Origin of the sequence: Sporocytophaga myxococcoides (genome assembly GCF_000775915.1) — a bacterium.
GTDB classification, from domain to species: domain Bacteria; phylum Bacteroidota; class Bacteroidia; order Cytophagales; family Cytophagaceae; genus Sporocytophaga; species Sporocytophaga myxococcoides_A.
Map to the genome: position 1 here is coordinate 548,783 of NZ_BBLT01000001.1, position 16,093 is coordinate 564,875.

The window sequence follows — 16,093 nt, forward strand, 5'->3', positions numbered from 1 at the left end:
ATTTTAAATATGAGAAGATTTATTGATCCCCATGTCCACATGGTTTCAAGGACTACCGATGATTATCAGAGAATGGCTGAAGCAGGAATAGTTGCTGTCATTGAACCTTCTTTCTGGGTAGGACAGCCACGTACTGAAGCAGGTTCTTTTAAAGATTATTTTAGTGGACTTATTGGCTGGGAAAGATTTCGCGCAAGTCAATTCGGGATCATGCACTATTGCACAATAGGTCTTAATTCAAAGGAAGCCAATAATCAGCAGTTGGCTGAATCTGTTATGAACATTCTACCTTTGTTCTTGTGTAAAGAAAGGGTTGTGGGAGTGGGGGAAATCGGATATGATGAACAAACTCCATTGGAAGAAAAATATTTCAGACAACAGTTGATTTTATCTAAAGAGACTTTGTTGCCTGTACAAATTCACACCCCTCACAGAAATAAAAAAAGAGGTACTTTAAGAAGTATGCAGGTTTGTCTTGAACATAAAATTGATCCTTCATGGGTCCTGATTGATCATAACAATGAGGAGACAATAAAGGATGTATTGGATCATGGATTCTGGGCTGCTTTTACCATTTATCCGAATACGAAAATGGGAAATGAAAGAATGGTGGAAATTGTAAAAAAATATGGCAGTGAAAGAATCATTATTAACAGCGCAGCGGATTGGGGGATAAGCGATCCATTAGCTGTTCCCAAAACTGCCTTGTTAATGGAAGAAAAAGGTATTTCTTCAACAGACATCGATAAAGTCTGTTATCTCAATGCTCTCCGTTTTTTTGCTCTGAGCGGAAAAATTAGGGAGTCCGATTGGTTAAATACTGAAGAAAATATTGAGAATACTTACAATGGTAATTCAGTATTGAGGGGAGATCAGAAGCTGAAAAAAGTTGATCGAAGGTCTTTGCCAAAAAATGATAGTTCAAATACAATTGTCTGATGGGAAAGTTACAGGCATATTTAACAATCGCGAGACCTGCCAATCTGTTGTCGTCTGCTGCCGATGTTATGAACGGTGCATTCATTGCGACCTCTTCATTAGCTTTGTTTGACGATAATTCTTTGTTGTGGAAGGCTTTGATGCTTGTGTTATCCACAGCATGCCTTTATGCTGGAGGAATTGTATTTAACGATGTCTATGATTATGACATAGACAGAATAGAACGTCCTGAAAGAATGATTCCGAGCGGAAAACTTACAATTACCGAAGCAAAAAGGTTTGGCATTTGTCTTTTCTTTTTTGGTGTTTTCTTTGCATTGATGGTTTCGTTCTCCAGTGCTGCTTTGGCCCTTTGTATCGTGATTTCAGCCTTTACTTATAATGCCAAAGCTAAGCATTCTATTGTCTATGGTCCTTTAATGATGGGCATCTGCCGAGGTTTAAATATGTTGCTGGGAATTTCGATTGTGAGCAACAGCATTATTCAACATCTTTATCTGGCATTAGTACCCTTGTTTTATATCATTGGTATTACATTAATAAGTAAATGTGAAGCAGGAAGAATTAAGAAACGTATTCTGGATGCAGGATTCTTTTTTTATCTCCTTGCCTGTTCAGGTTTGATTACAATACTCTTTATAAAAGAATTTTCATTACTAAGTATATTGCCATTTTTGTTCGGCTTTCTGCTGCTTACTTCCATACCAATTATAAAAATGCAGGTGAAAGTCAACTATGGAGTAATCAGACAGGCAGTTAAAAACGGTATAATCGGAATAATCCTTTTGGATGCTACTCTGACCGCAGGATATGCCGGACCAGAGTTTGCTCTTGCCATATTGGCGCTGCTGCCAATGTCTATTGCTCTATCCAGATACTTTGCTGTTACCTGACTATTGTAAAGATAGATCTTTAGTTAGATCGGGTTTCCGTTTGTTTGATTACTAATAGTTGATTGAATATTTATGAAAAGTTTGCAGCAATCATTCTTAGTCCCTTTTACCTATAGTGTATTTTTTACAGAAGATATATTCGAGGAAAGAAATCATATTCTGAAAGGATTAATTAATAAGTCCCCAGACGAAAAGGTATTAGTGATATATGATGAAAATGTTCTTTGTAAAAGCGATAATTTATTAGCAGATACTAATCAATATTTTGAAAAAAACCTTCCCGGACAGCTTACGGAAGTTATGATTCTTCCCGGTGGTGAGGCAATAAAAAATGAAACAGGGAGAGTTAATGAAATCCTTGAAGCGATTGAGAGGGGAAAGTTATCAAGACATTCTTACATAATTGTAGTTGGTGGTGGTGCCTTACTGGACCTTGCTGGATATGCTGCTTCAATTGCCCATAGAGGCATTCGTCTGATAAGAATTCCAACTACCGTTCTTGCTCAGAACGATTCGGGTGTGGGAGTGAAGAACAGTGTGAATTATTTTAATAAGAAAAATTTTCTCGGATGTTTTGCTCCACCTTACGCTGTCATCAATGATAGAAAGTTTCTCATGACATTGGAACAACGTGACTGGATTGCCGGTATTGCTGAGGCTATTAAAGTCTCATTAATAAAAGATGAAGAGTTTTTTTATTTCATATTGAGTAATGCTTCTTCTCTTGTTGCAAAGGATCAGGATATAATGCAGGAGTTAATATACAGGTGTGCGGAACTTCATATGCAGCACATTGGTGGAGATGATCCCTTTGAGAGAGGCTCTTCTCGCCCATTAGACTTTGGACATTGGGCTGCTCATAAGCTTGAACAGATGGATATGTATCAGATAAGACATGGAGAAGCAGTAGCAGTAGGTATAGTTCTGGATGTGACAATCTCTTATCTCAGAAACTATATATCTCAGAAAAGCTGGTATCAAATATTTGACTGTATCAATCAATGCGGGTTTAAAGATATAATAGCTACTTACCTTCCGTTTCTAATCACCAATTATCTTGAATTGGAAAAAGGATTACATGAGTTTAGAGAACACCTTGGGGGAAAGCTGACGATTATGCTACTTGCCGCTATTGGAAAAGGAATTGAGGTAGGGACGATTGAAGGTGAAGAAATTTTACGAAGCTTAAAATATGCAAATTCATATTACCCAAAAAATGAAATAAGCCAGTTATGACTTTTAAGAAAGGCTTTCATCTTACATATTGCACCAATATACATCCTGGAGAAACCTGGGAAGAGACTTTCGGAAATCTGAAAGAATATCTTCCTTCAATCAAAGAGAAGGTTAATCCTGGAAGGCCATTTGGGATCGGTTTGCGTCTGTCTGATATAGCGGCAAGAGAATTGTTAGCAAATGATAATCTCTTCAGATTTCGTCAGTGGCTGGAAGTTAACGGCTTCTATGTATTTACTATTAATGGCTTTCCCTATGGAGGCTTTCATAGAACCATTGTGAAAGATAAAGTACATCTGCCTGATTGGAATTCTCGTGAACGTATTGAGTATACAGTCCGCTTGATTAAAATTCTGAACTTTCTTCTACCTCAAGGAATAGAAGGAGGAATCTCAACTTCTCCCGTTTCTTACAGGCATTGGTTTAAAACCAATGAGCAAATGGACCACATATTCAGAAAGGCAAGCTTTCATTTTGCGGTAATAACGGAATACCTGATACAGTTGAAGAGTGAAAGTGGAAAAATAATTCACCTCGATATAGAACCTGAGCCAGATGGTATTATTGAAGATACCAGAGGGATGATTAATTTTTACAACAACTGGCTCCTTCCTGGAGCAATAAAGTATTTTTCTGAAGTGAAAAATATGAGTGCCCACGAGGCAGAGGCTGCAATCAGAGAACACATTAAGGTTTGTTTTGATGTATGTCATTCTTCAGTGCTCTTTGAAAGCCCCGCTGAAATGCTCGCTTTATATAAGAAAGAAAAAATAGGTATTGGTAAGATCCAGATAAGTGCTGCATTAAAGTTCCGTCCTTCAGGATTAGATCATAAAGAACTAACCAATAAGCTCAAATCTATAAGTGATAAGATTTACCTTCATCAGGTCGTGGGAAGACATCAAAAGGAAATGAAGAGATATAAGGATTTACCCGATATGATTAATGACAATAATTATGGATCATGCGAAGAATGGAGAATCCATTATCATGTACCTCTTTTTGTATCCAATTATGGAATACTTGAATCAACTCAGAGTGATATATTAGATGTATTTCAATTACTGCAACATCAATCTGTCACTAATGTACTTGAGATAGAAACATATACCTGGAGTGTTTTGCCTGAAGAAGTTAAAATTGATTTGACGGAATCAATTGTAGGTGAATTTAAGTGGGTACTTGACAATTTGAAAGTTCAATATCAGAATTTATGGATAAAGTAGTTGTAATTAACCTTGTAGCTTTGTCTTCAAAGTTGCTTGGAGATTCTACTCCTTTTTTGAAGGAGTGGTCCTCCGGAAAAAAAGCAGTGCCTGTTAGACCAGCATTTCCTGCAGTTACATGTACCGCTCAAAGTAATTATTTAACAGGTAAAACTCCCTCGGAGCATGGTATTGTCGGGAATGGGTGGTATAGTCATGATGATTGCGAAATAAAGTTCTGGAAACAATCCAATAAACTTGTCCAGTCTGAAAAGATTTGGGATGTAGCAAAAAAGATTGATCCTAATTTTACATGTGCCAATATGTTCTGGTGGTACAATATGTATTCATCTGCTGACATTTCCGTAACTCCGAGACCACAGTATCATGCCGATGGAAAAAAACTACCTGATATTTACTCTAATCCTTCAAACCTGAGAGATTACCTGCAAAAGAAACTGGGTACATTTCCTCTTTTTAATTTCTGGGGGCCTAATACTTCTATAAAGTCGAGTAATTGGATTGCTGAAGCTTCCATGCTTGTTGATGGTATATTTAATCCAACCCTTACCTTAATATATCTGCCTCATTTGGACTATTGCCTTCAGCAATATGGACCTGACGATTCCAGGTGTAAAGCAAACCTAAAGGAAATAGACGAATTATGTAAAAGGCTGATTAATTTCTATGAAAGAAGAGGAGCGAAAGTGAATGTTGTTTCTGAATATTCCATTACGAATGTTTCCAATCCTATTCATATTAATAGAATTTTAAGGGAAAATGGATATCTGAAATTGAGAGAGGAGAGTGGTCGGGAGCTCTTGGATGCGGGAGCTTCCAAAGCTTTTGCAGTAGCGGATCATCAGATTGCACATGTTTATATTAACGATTTATCCATTAAAGAAGGTGTTAAAAAGTTACTTACATCATTCAAAGGTATTGATGTTGTTTTAAACGGACTGGATAAGGAACTTTTAAATATCGATCATGTAAGAGCTGGGGATTTAATTGCAGTTGCAGATAAGGACTCGTGGTTTTCATATTACTATTGGATGGAAGATCAAAAAGCACCTGACTTTGCCAGAACTGTAGAAATACATAAAAAACCAGGTTATGATCCTGTTGAATTGTTTTTTAATCCTGAAACAAAATTTATTAAAACCAAGGCAGCGTTTAAATTACTGAAGAAAAAAATGGGCTTCAGAACACTTATGGATTTTATTCCACTTGACGCAAGATTAATTAAAGGGTCACATGGAAGAGTTCCTGAGTCTAAGAGCGAATGGCCCTTGCTGATAACCAGAGAAGATTATAAATGTCCTGAAATTATTGAAAGTACGGGAGTGTATAGGGTATTATTAGATCAGGTTTTTTCTGAGGTTCCTTATCTATAGTTTATCTGGATTTAAAGAGAGCTCACTATCATTAGGATTTAGGAGGTGGCTACTCTAAATAAATGATTAAATTAACTTCTTTCTGAGTGATATTCCTGTATCTGCATGTTTAAGAACTTTTTAATTTTAATGTTATTTTTTTCAGTCATTATTCCGCAGATATTTTATTATTCTGCGGGATCAGGCACGACTTTGAAGAAAAAAGTTTCATCTGTTAAGATAACTATGGATGAAGAAGAGTCTGAAGATGATAATGAAAATGAGGAACAGAGAAAGGGTAAAGGAAAAATGTGTCTTGCATTAAAAACATTTGTATTGGAATTTCTTATTTTCAATATACAGTTTACCTATTCAAATTCCATCCATCTTCTTGGTCAGTCTCGGAAAATGATCAGCCCACCACCTGAAGTAGCTTAGAAACATTACCTGTAATTCAGGTTATTATCATTTCATAATTTATCCTGCCCAATATCATTGCCAGGGGATAATAGTTTCAATCTATTTAAAATTTTTAACATGAGTTTATTACATAATCTTTCAAAACAAATATCTGCTAATGCAAAATATGATATTCCATCTGGTATAGTGGTTTTTGTAGTTGCATTACCTCTTTGTCTTGGTATTGCTTTGGCTTCAAAAGCACCACTTTTTGCAGGTATCATAGCAGGTATAGTAGGAGGGCTTGTAGTTGCGTTGCTGAGCGGCTCTCCTCTAAGTGTAAGCGGGCCAGCAGCAGGACTTACTGTTATAGTTCTTAATGCTATCACGGAGGTGGGGTACAACGCTTTTCTGGTAGGAGTATTAATTGCGGGTTCAGTACAGATTATTTTAGGATTTATAAAAGCAGGTTCAATCAGTCTTTTATTCCCATCATCAGTGATTAGAGGAATGTTGGCTGCAATAGGTATTATACTTATCCTTAAACAAATTCCGCATGCAATTGGCTATGATGTGGATTATGAAGGCGATCTGTCATTTGAGCAGTTTGATAAGGAAAATACTTTTTCAGAACTTTTAAGGGCTTATCAGTCTTTGAATAAAGGTGCCATTATCATATCTGTTCTGTCGCTTCTTGTGATGGTTTTCTGGAATAAAATCACCAAGGGCTTTTTAAAATCAATTCCAGCTCCTTTAATAGTGGTAGTAATAGGCTCTTTATTAAATATCCTGTTTGTAGAAAAAATTCCTACCCTGGCTTTAAGTAAAGAACATCTTGTCTTAATTCCGGAAATAAAAGGTTTGGATTCTCTTAAAGAACTTTTAATATTTCCTGATTTCGGCGAGGTTACAAATTTTAAAGTATGGAAAATTGGACTAACTCTGGCTGTGGTAGCAAGTATTGAAACACTACTTAGTATTGAGGCTGTCGATAAACTGGATCCCTTAAAAAGACATACACCAACGAATAGGGAGCTCAAAGCGCAGGGAGTAGGAAATATCCTTTCAGGTATCATGGGTGGTTTACCTATGACAGCCGTTATTGTAAGAGGAACAGCCAACGTATCAGCCGGTGCTAGATCAAAGCTCTCCTCTTTTTACCATGGTTTATTCCTTTTGCTGTGTGTTATATTTTTTCATGAAATCTTAAACAGGATCCCACTGGCAGCACTGGCTGCGATACTTCTTGTAATTGGATATAAGCTTACTAATATAGGGTTGTACAAAGCTATTTTTAAAAATGGTGTAGAACAGTTTGTTCCTTTTATATCGACAATCCTTGCAATAGTAGTAACAGACCTTTTAAAAGGTATAATAGTAGGCATCATTGTCGCTATTGTATTTATACTTAGACGGAATTTGAAACTTGCTTATTCCTGTTCTATGAAGGAGGATGAACATACAAAAGTTATGAGACTTGATCTCGCAGAAGAAGTTTCTTTCCTGAATAAAGCAAGTATTATGACTATGCTCCGAAATATTCCTGATTATTCAAAAGTTATTATTGATGGTTCGAAGGCGAAGTATATCGATTATGATGTGATCGAGATATTGAATGACTTTAAAATAACTGCTAAAACCAGAGGGGTGGACTTGCAGATAGAAAATATTAAAGAGAGTTATGATATAGGATATAAAAACGAAAAGTAGTCAGATCGGAAGATGCTCATAACTTTTGAAATTCTTTTATAGTTCTTTTTATGGATGTGTATGTGAAAGGAGAGAATTATATGAGAAAAATAAAAAACCTGTTATTCCTTCTGATAGGAGGAATGTTATCCTCTTGTGCTTATGAGGAAATAGGTGGGCATCAGCAGTTTACAACATCTTCTTTGCCTGGTCAGAAAGTAAGCTCTGCTGATAATCAGAATTCAGGACACCATAGCCCTAGTTATTTTCATGAGTGGTTTGAAGATGAAAAAATAACCTCAGAGCAAAATACTCTTAAGCTTAACTCTTTCGGGAACCATGTAATTTATGAAAATATGGATTATGAATATAACAGATTCAACGATTACCTGGGGGGAAGTAATCCTCACAGATATCCTGAAGGTGATGAAAACCCTATAAGGTGGGAAGATTGGATTGGTTTGGAGGTTTATTATGCTCAGCGAGACTCTTCGTACCTGCAAAAAGGATATATATATCCTGAAACCGCATTTATTCCCCCAGGATTTTATCAATATCTTCAAAGTCAGGACTCAGCAGATGCGGAAGTACGCACTTGTTGCCCTGGAAGAAAAAAAGTAAGTGAAGCTCCTGAGGAAATTAAGAATGAAGTACTTCATGGTGAATCATGTTCTAAAATGAACAAATCATTATAGGAAGCGGTTGTATTAATAGAAGGTATGAGAGAGAGAGAAAGAAAAGTGGAGACTGGAAACCTTCGAATATCTTAAATAGCTAAACGTTATTTAAATATATGAGCTGCCTGTAAAAAGGCAGCTTTTTTTATGTGTAATTGTTTTTCTAATGCTTAAACTGTTACCGCTTTCTTTTTAACTGATTTTGTGAGGAGGCTAATGCTTTAAAATAAGCTCATATCAATATCCAATCCGTCATAAGCTAAATGAACATTTGCTGGCAGTTCACTCTCTACACTTTTGTGTAATCCCATTTTATGGGCTATATGAGTAAAGTATGCTTTTTGAGGTCTTATTTTAGCAACTACTTGTAAAGCCTGCTCAAGGTTAAAGTGGGATATATGTTCCTGTTTCTGAAGAGCATTCAGAATTAAAACCTTGGTCCCCTTTACTTTTTCAAGTTCCGGATCGGAAATATAATTAGCATCGGTAATATAAGTAAAGTCCTTTATTCGAAAACCAAAGACTGGCATTTTGTAATGCATTACCTCTATTGGCATAATTTCTGTTTTCCCGATGCTGAATGGTTTATTTTCTATTTCAATAAGCGTTAATTCAGGTACACCCGGGTATTTAAATTCGGTGAAGGCATAAGAAAATTCCTTTTTCAACTGCTCCAGAGTGGCCATTCTGCCATATACCGGCATGTCCCTTTTCTGAAAGTAATTGTAAGCCCTGATATCGTCAAGACCTGCTGTATGGTCTTTATGTGCGTGGGTTATTAAAACTGCATCCAGTTTCTTTATTCTTTGTCTTAAAGCCTGTGTTCTGAAATCCGGGCCGGTATCTACTACAATGCTTTGATCCTCCGTTTGAATATGAATTGAAGATCTGAATCTTTTGTCTCTGAAATCAAGAGAAGAGCATACCTCGCAATCGCAGCCAATTACAGGTATGCCCTGAGATGTACCGGTACCCAGAAATGAAATGATCAAAGGGATAATTCAGTTTGATTGATTTCCAGATAAAACTTTTTGTTTTTTTCACTCAATCTTGATACATCAAGCTTAATAGAACGAAGGATTTCAATTAAGCAGTTGATTTTACCTTCAACCGGAAAATATTTGTTGACAACCGCTACTTTGGTGTCTTTCAGAATGCAATAACCAGAATGAAAATTGCCCTTTTCATATCTGAGCATATATTCTGACTCTGCGAAAATATCTTCCAGTTTATTTAAAAACTGATTGGTGTATTTTATTTGCATCGTTTTATAAAGTCCATTTTTTCACGGTTTCGACCAGTTTGTCGAAATCGAGTGGTTTCTGAAGATACTCATTTATTCCGGCATCAACAAAATCTTTATCACTATAGTTTTTAGCATTCCCTGTTATAGCCACAATCGGCACTTTTGCTTTTATAGCATCAGGGTTTTTCCTGATTTCTTTAGCGCAAGTCATACCATCCATAAGTGGCATGTTTATATCCATCAAAATTATGTCGTAATTCTCTGATTCAACAGCTTTTAATACGTCTTTTCCGTTTTTTACGCTTGAAATTTTGTAATTCTGAAATTCCAGGATTTTTTTGGTCAGGTTTTGAATGACCGAACTGTCCTCGGCAATAAGAACTTTCTTGTAAGTGCTCATAATCTCTATTCTTTAAAAAATATTTTTGTAATAATCTCTGAATTCTTGAAAGGCGGCTTCTAATTCATTCAGACCTTCTTCCAGATTTGTCAAATTGTTTTGTTTTAGTCTTCCCTCTATTTCTCTTGCCAGCTCCTCTACCTTTGCAATTCCGAGGGTGCCGGATGTCCCTTTTAAGGTATGCAAATTATTTAAAATATTCTTAATATCTTCTGTTTTAAAAGAATTTTTACATGCCTCTATTTGCTCAATAGCCTCTGTTTCAAAGTCATTATAAATGGTAAACAAAGTGGCGGAATCGGCAAAAGCTTTCAGTTTTTCCAAAACCTCCTGATTAAGAATTGCATTGTTGGTCTTTAATGTTTCCTGACTGACATTTGTAACTGATTTTGTCTCAGACTTGCTCCATTCTCTCAGTTTGCCGATTAGATTTTCTGGTTTTATAGGTTTGGACAGATAATCGTCCATTCCGTCTTTTATAAACTTCTCCCTATCTTCCTTCATGGAATAGGCAGTCATGGCGATGATGGGAGGTGTTTTTGCAAGATTCAGCTTTCGTATTTCCTTTGTCGCTGTTACCCCATCCATCTGGGGCATCTGGATGTCCATGAAAATCAGGTCGTAGGAATTTGACTTTACTTTTTCAATTGCCTCAATGCCATTTTCGGCTATATCCACTTTGCAGCCAGCTTTCTTCAGTATCTCATTGGCCACAAACTGATTAATTTGATTATCATCTACCAGCAGCACATTTAATGGATTGTCAGAGTATGATTTGGTCTCTGACAGGTTCTCTGAAAGACTAGCTTTGGGCGATACCCGTTTACTCTCCTGGGCTTCGAATGTAAACCAGAAGGTACTACCCAGGCCTAGCTCAGATTCCACTCCAATCTGTCCATTCATCATTTTGGAAAGCTCTTTAGATATAGCCAACCCTAAACCTGTACCTGCATAGGCTTTGGTGGATGATGTATCTACCTGACTGAAAGATTCGAATAACTTTTTCTTATTTTCCTCAGAAATACCAATTCCTGTATCTTTTATCAATACTTTAATCCTGTAAGTACTTCCTTTTTTCTCGTCAAGCACTAATTCGATATTTACACTTCCATGATCTGTAAATTTGATTGAATTACTGGTAAGGTTAGACATGATCTGTAATAACCTTATTTCATCTGCAAGGATATATTTGGGAATATTATCGTCAATAGTATAGGCAAAATCAATTTTTTTGGAAGCTGCCTGCTGATAGAATAATGAAAATAATTTTTCAACAGTAGACTCTATAGAAACTGAAGTCAGACGAAGCTGCATCTTACCTGCTTCAATTTTCGAAAGGTCAAGTATGTCATTCAGAATGGTCAGAAGTGTTTCTGAAGACTTCTTAATGGTCTGAACATACTTTCTTTGTTCTTCATTAAGATGGGAATCAAATAATAGATCAATCACCCCAATGATTCCATTCATTGGTGTCCTGATTTCATGACTCATGTTGGCAAGGAAACTTTCTTTTACTTTCAGTGACCTTTCGGCAATTTCCTTGGCTTTAAGTAATTCTTCTGAAGCCTTTTTCAGATATGTAATATCTCTGGCTACACCATCTACCGCAATAGGCTTGCCTTCTTTGTTATAGATAAGCCTGATATTCGAAATGGATTGAATTACAGTTCCGTCTTTGAGCACCAGGTTGTTTTCGTAGTTTCTGATCGTTCCGGTACGTAGCAATTGTTTTACAAGCGCTGTTTGTTTTTTAGGACTAACGTAGAACTCTGTTATGTGTCTCCCAATGATCTGATCCTGGCTGTACCCGCTTAATTCACATCCTGACGGACTTACCATATTGATTCTGCCATGAACGTCTGTTCTGTAATAAATGTCCTGAAAGGATTCAAATATATTACGGAACTTTTCCTCACTTTCCTGCAGTGCAATTTCCCAATGTTTCTTTTCTGTAATATCATGTGAAATACCTGAAACTTCTTCTATTCTTCCATCAGGAAGAAATATGGGATTCAGGAAGGTTTCTCTCCATGTTTCCCTTCCATCAATGATTGTGCGGGCTTCAAAATGCTGTTGTTTGCCTTCAAATGCTTCTTTATATCTTGCATTGACAAAATCATGATAAATCTCATCCGAAAGCATTAATATTTTAGGCTTTTCAGAAGCTTGGTCCAATTCAGGGTAAGAACCAAATTTTCTCTTTATAGCTTCAGCATAGTTTCTGTTGAATGAGGTAAGGCCTCTTTGTCTGTTAACGGACCATATAAGGTGAGAACTACTTTCAAAAATTGAATTTAATCTGGCAGTTTGTTCAAGAATCTTTTCTTCATTTCTCTTCCTTTCAATTGCAATTGCAATCTGGCCTGATATAAAGTCGAGAAGATCCAGATGTCTTCTCTTGAATTTATTTCTGTCACTATGACTTTTTACTGCAATGACTCCAATGGTCCGGTTTTCCAGTCGCAAAGGAACTCCCAACCAAATTTTGGGTACTGGACCCATTAATTCTACTTTTCCCGAAGCTGCCAGTTCGTGAATGTCTTCCTCATAAAGAAATGTAGGTTTGTCGTTAAACAGAGAATATTCAGTTAAACCTTTTCCTACAATCCTTTTTTGAGTAGTGATTCTATCTCCGAAATTTTCATCAACATAGTAAGGAAAATTAAGATAGTTTTTATCCTTGTCATAAAGCGCAACGTGGAAGTTGTTTACTGCTATGATAGTCTTAAGTTCCTGATGGATATTGTATAGGAGAGATTCAAGGTTGTTGCTGCTTATTGTAAGATTGGCAATTTTGTAATAAAGAGTAACTCCTCTTTCAGCTCTTATTCTTTCAGTATTGTCGTGGAAAATACCTCTGAATGCTATAGGCTTTTCCTTCTCGTATCGAACGTTTACGCTACCTATTACATGAATAGATTTACCAGCTTTTGTAGTGAAAACAGTTTCGATTTTGTCTCCTTTTTCTCCGCTTAATATTTTTTGTAAATGATCAAAAGTAGCTTGCTGGTAGTCTTTGTGGACAATTTCTTTGAAATTAAGATTGGTAATATCGTCGTCTACATAACCAAGGGTATTCTTCCATGCATTGTTTACAAAAATAATATCGCCTTCAAGAGAAAATACCTGAATAAGATCATTGGCATTTTCAAAAAGATCATGAAGTTGCTCATTACTTTCCTTTAATGCTTTTATAACCCTCTTTTTTTCTGTTACATCTTCCCCCACGAGGGTAGTTTCAGAAAGCTTTCCATCCGTATTATTTTGAATCAAAACCTGAAATCTCACTGTTCTAACCTGTCCATCTTTGGCTATGATTTTTCTCTTGATGTTATTAAAAAGCTGGCCATTTTCAATAAGACTGAAAATTCCCCTATCTTCCTGGCCTTTACCTTTATGAATAATACTAGTCCATTCCTTTCCTAGAAGTGCTTCTTTGGAAAAACCAAGAAAGTCAGCAAATGTCTGGTTGCAATAAGCAATTTTCCCATCCTGATTGATTGTAAGAGCGAATAGGGTAATTTTTTCCAGGGCATTACGAAAATTCAGGTCAATCTCTGGTAATTTTTTTTCTGATTGTCTTTCAATTAAATTAATTTTATCCTGAAGCTTCAGGATCTCCGCAGCTAATTCTTCTCTCGATTTATTTTCTAATTCCATGGATACTCAGAGGATAAATGGACTTAAACAAATATAATCAATTTGATCTATAAAATCTTTTTACGCTAAAAAGCCCTTGTTTGTAATAGGTTGGTTTTTAGAATGTTTTTCGTGAACTCCTTAAAAAATAATTTTGAACTCCTTAAAAAATAATTTTCATTTAATTTATCTTACAAGAATTAGGTTACAATTTTTAAGTCAAATAATCATGAACCATTGAAAAATCCTGTTAATCATTATAATGAATAATTTATTGTGAATTCTAAATGAATTGATTAACAATGATATTTTTTTAAATGATTAATCCCGGTTTAATTTGCAAAAAAAATAGGCAATGGCCAGAATTATTTTTACGGTAACAAACGATCTTTCCTATGATCAAAGAATGCAAAGGATTTCAGCCACTTTGGCTAAAGCCGGGCATTCTGTTCTACTGGTAGGCAGGAAAAGAAAGAAATCTATAAGGTTGAAACAGGAACTGTTTGAACAAAAGAGGCTTAATTGTTTTTTTGAAAACGGAAAGCTTTTTTATCTGGAGTATAATTTTCGTCTCTTATTATTCCTTATGTTCAGAAAGGCGGATATAATCTGTGCTATAGATCTCGATACAATTCTTCCCTGTTATGTTGTTTCGAAGATAAAAAATAAGCCTTTGGTGTATGACGCCCATGAGTTATTTACTGAGGTAATTGAAGTTGTCAGAAGACCTGTTGTAAAGTCTATGTGGCTGAAGCTCGAAAGTTATATAGTGCCAAGAGTAAAGTATTCATATACAGTGAGTGAAGGGGTGAAGAGAATTTTTGAAGAAAGGTATCCCGGGGTTGGTTTTTCCTTGATCAGAAATCTTCCTTTTTACATGCCTCTTGAGCCTGAAACATCAAAAGAAAAATATATCGTATATGCAGGAGCAGTAAATGAAGGAAGAGGAATAGAACAAATGCTCAATGCAATGCCTGAAATCAATTGCAGTCTTTATATCTGTGGAGATGGTGAAATGTTAGAGAAGATGAAGGCTAAAACAAAGGATATGAATCTGGATGATAAAGTAAAATTTTTAGGCTATGTGGAACCGGAAAAGTTAAAAGAAATTATTCGTGGAGCATATGCAGGTGTGTTGCTATTGGAAAATAAAGGAGCTAGTTACTATTATTCACTTGCTAATAAATTTTTTGATTACATGATGGCTGGAATACCGCAGGTAACTATAAATTTTCCGGAATACAAACATTTAAATGACGAATATTCCTTTGCTTTACTGGTAGACCTTAAACATGAAGAAATAGTAAACGCTTTCAATAGATTGCTTAACGAGCCGGAACTTTATAATGAAATTAAGCAGAATGCTTTGAAAGCAAGAAAAGTTTTCAATTGGGAAAAAGAATCAGAAGTGCTTGCTGATTTTTATAATAGGGTTGAAAGTGGAAGGTAAATATCTGATCGTAATTGCAGGCCCGACGGCAGTAGGTAAAACTGATCTTTGTGTTGAACTGGCACAGCATTTTGGAGTTCCGGTGATATCAGCTGATTCAAGACAGTTCTTCAAAGAAATGAACATTGGAACAGCTAAACCTACCACTGCTGAGATGCAAGGCGTTACGCATTATTTTATTGATAGTCATTCCATTGCAGAGCCATTCAATGCAGGATTATATTCAGAGGAAGCTTTGAGGTTAATTGATCATTTGTTTATTGAAAAAGATTTATTAATTCTTACAGGTGGTTCGGGGTTATATATAAAGGCTGTTTGTGAAGGATTTGACGAAATGCCGGAGGTGGAGGAGGAGACGAGAAATAAGCTGGTTTCAGAATTCAATGATAAAGGACTCTCGCCTTTTTTGGAAGAATTGAAAATTTCTGATCCCGTTTACTACGAGCAGGTAGATAAAGCAAATCACCAAAGAATTCTCAGAGCTCTTGAAGTAATCAGAACTACAGGAGTTCCATTTTCTTTTTACAGAAAAAATGAAAAAACATCAAGAAATTTTCACATCATCAAAATTGCTCTTGAGCGGCCAAGAGAAGAATTATATGAAAGGATAAATCGACGGATGGATCTAATGCTGGAAGCCGGACTGGAAGCGGAGGTGAAGGCATTAATCCAATATAAAAATACGAATGCATTACAAACGGTGGGATATAAAGAGGTTTTTGATTTTTTAGATGGAGTGTATGATCGTGAAGAAATGATTCGTTTGTTGAAGCGGAATTCCAGGAGGTATGCAAAACGTCAGTTAACCTGGTTTAAAAAGGATAAAGAATATCACTGGTTTAATCCGGTCCAGAAAGCTGAGATTATTAATTTTATTAAAGCTGAAAGCGAAAGGCGGAAAGCTTAAAGTCAACAAAAAAGCCCCCGACACGTCGGGGGCTTTTTTT

14 protein-coding genes are annotated in these 16,093 nt (G+C 36.0%); 10 read left to right on the forward strand and 4 right to left on the reverse strand.

What is annotated here, in order from left to right:
* Window positions 1-9: 9 nt before the first annotated feature.
* The 8 genes from MYP_RS02220 (at window position 10) to MYP_RS02255 (ending at window position 8,429) form a co-directional block, all read left to right on the forward strand.
* A complete protein-coding gene (locus MYP_RS02220) occupies window positions 10-939 on the forward strand; it encodes a TatD family hydrolase (protein ID WP_197059993.1) in 930 nt (309 codons plus the stop codon).
* Entirely contained in the window at window positions 939-1,832 is an 894-nt protein-coding gene (eboC, locus tag MYP_RS02225) for a UbiA-like protein EboC (protein ID WP_045457848.1), read from the forward strand. Before MYP_RS02220 ends, eboC begins: the two co-directional genes overlap by 1 nt.
* 72 nt (window positions 1,833-1,904) lie before the next feature.
* Window positions 1,905-3,068 (forward strand): 3-dehydroquinate synthase, encoded by a 1,164-nt coding sequence (locus MYP_RS02230; protein WP_045457850.1) that lies wholly within the window; start codon window positions 1,905-1,907, stop codon window positions 3,066-3,068.
* Window positions 3,065-4,294 carry a metabolite traffic protein EboE gene (gene eboE / locus MYP_RS02235; protein WP_045457854.1) on the forward strand — a complete coding sequence of 410 codons (1,230 nt, stop codon included), beginning with the start codon at window positions 3,065-3,067 and terminating at the stop codon, window positions 4,292-4,294. Before MYP_RS02230 ends, eboE begins: the two co-directional genes overlap by 4 nt.
* The gene (locus MYP_RS02240; protein WP_045457856.1) at window positions 4,282-5,667 is read left to right on the forward strand and encodes an alkaline phosphatase family protein; all 1,386 of its coding nucleotides are present in this window, start codon (window positions 4,282-4,284) and stop codon (window positions 5,665-5,667) included. The genes eboE and MYP_RS02240 overlap by 13 nt, the downstream gene beginning before the upstream one ends.
* Window positions 5,668-5,796: 129 nt before the next feature.
* A complete protein-coding gene (locus MYP_RS02245; RefSeq protein ID WP_045457857.1) occupies window positions 5,797-6,084 on the forward strand; it encodes a hypothetical protein in 288 nt (95 codons plus the stop codon).
* Between the two features lie 99 nt (window positions 6,085-6,183).
* Complete coding sequence (locus tag MYP_RS02250; RefSeq protein ID WP_045457858.1) at window positions 6,184-7,755, forward strand: SulP family inorganic anion transporter; 1,572 nt, start codon at window positions 6,184-6,186, stop codon at window positions 7,753-7,755.
* Window positions 7,756-7,835: 80 nt separating this feature from the next.
* Window positions 7,836-8,429 carry a hypothetical protein gene (locus MYP_RS02255; RefSeq protein WP_156140257.1) on the forward strand — a complete coding sequence of 198 codons (594 nt, stop codon included), beginning with the start codon at window positions 7,836-7,838 and terminating at the stop codon, window positions 8,427-8,429.
* A gap of 203 nt (window positions 8,430-8,632) precedes the next feature.
* Here the strand turns inward: MYP_RS02255 and MYP_RS02260 are convergent, their stop codons facing one another.
* From MYP_RS02260 to MYP_RS02275, 4 genes are read right to left on the reverse strand one after another with little or no spacing between them, the layout of a single operon-like run.
* Entirely contained in the window at window positions 8,633-9,403 is a 771-nt protein-coding gene (locus MYP_RS02260) for an MBL fold metallo-hydrolase (protein WP_045457864.1), read from the reverse strand.
* Window positions 9,400-9,675 carry a hypothetical protein gene (locus MYP_RS02265; protein ID WP_028982339.1) on the reverse strand — a complete coding sequence of 92 codons (276 nt, stop codon included), beginning with the start codon at window positions 9,673-9,675 and terminating at the stop codon, window positions 9,400-9,402. Before MYP_RS02265 ends, MYP_RS02260 begins: the two co-directional genes overlap by 4 nt.
* Before the next feature lie 4 nt (window positions 9,676-9,679).
* Window positions 9,680-10,057: a response regulator gene (locus tag MYP_RS02270; RefSeq protein WP_045457869.1), complete on the reverse strand. Its 378-nt coding sequence runs from the start codon at window positions 10,055-10,057 to the stop codon at window positions 9,680-9,682.
* A gap of 12 nt (window positions 10,058-10,069) precedes the next feature.
* Entirely contained in the window at window positions 10,070-13,717 is a 3,648-nt protein-coding gene (locus MYP_RS02275; RefSeq protein WP_045457873.1) for a PAS domain S-box protein, read from the reverse strand.
* 334 nt (window positions 13,718-14,051) lie between these two features.
* Between MYP_RS02275 and MYP_RS02280 the strand changes: the two genes are divergently transcribed.
* Together MYP_RS02280 and miaA are read left to right on the forward strand one after the other, a co-directional pair.
* Window positions 14,052-15,146, forward strand: a complete 1,095-nt coding sequence (locus tag MYP_RS02280) for a glycosyltransferase (protein ID WP_052429901.1) — start codon at window positions 14,052-14,054, stop codon at window positions 15,144-15,146.
* Window positions 15,109-16,053: a tRNA (adenosine(37)-N6)-dimethylallyltransferase MiaA gene (gene miaA / locus MYP_RS02285; protein WP_231569989.1), complete on the forward strand. Its 945-nt coding sequence runs from the start codon at window positions 15,109-15,111 to the stop codon at window positions 16,051-16,053. Before MYP_RS02280 ends, miaA begins: the two co-directional genes overlap by 38 nt.
* The last annotated feature ends 40 nt before the right edge of the window (window positions 16,054-16,093 follow it).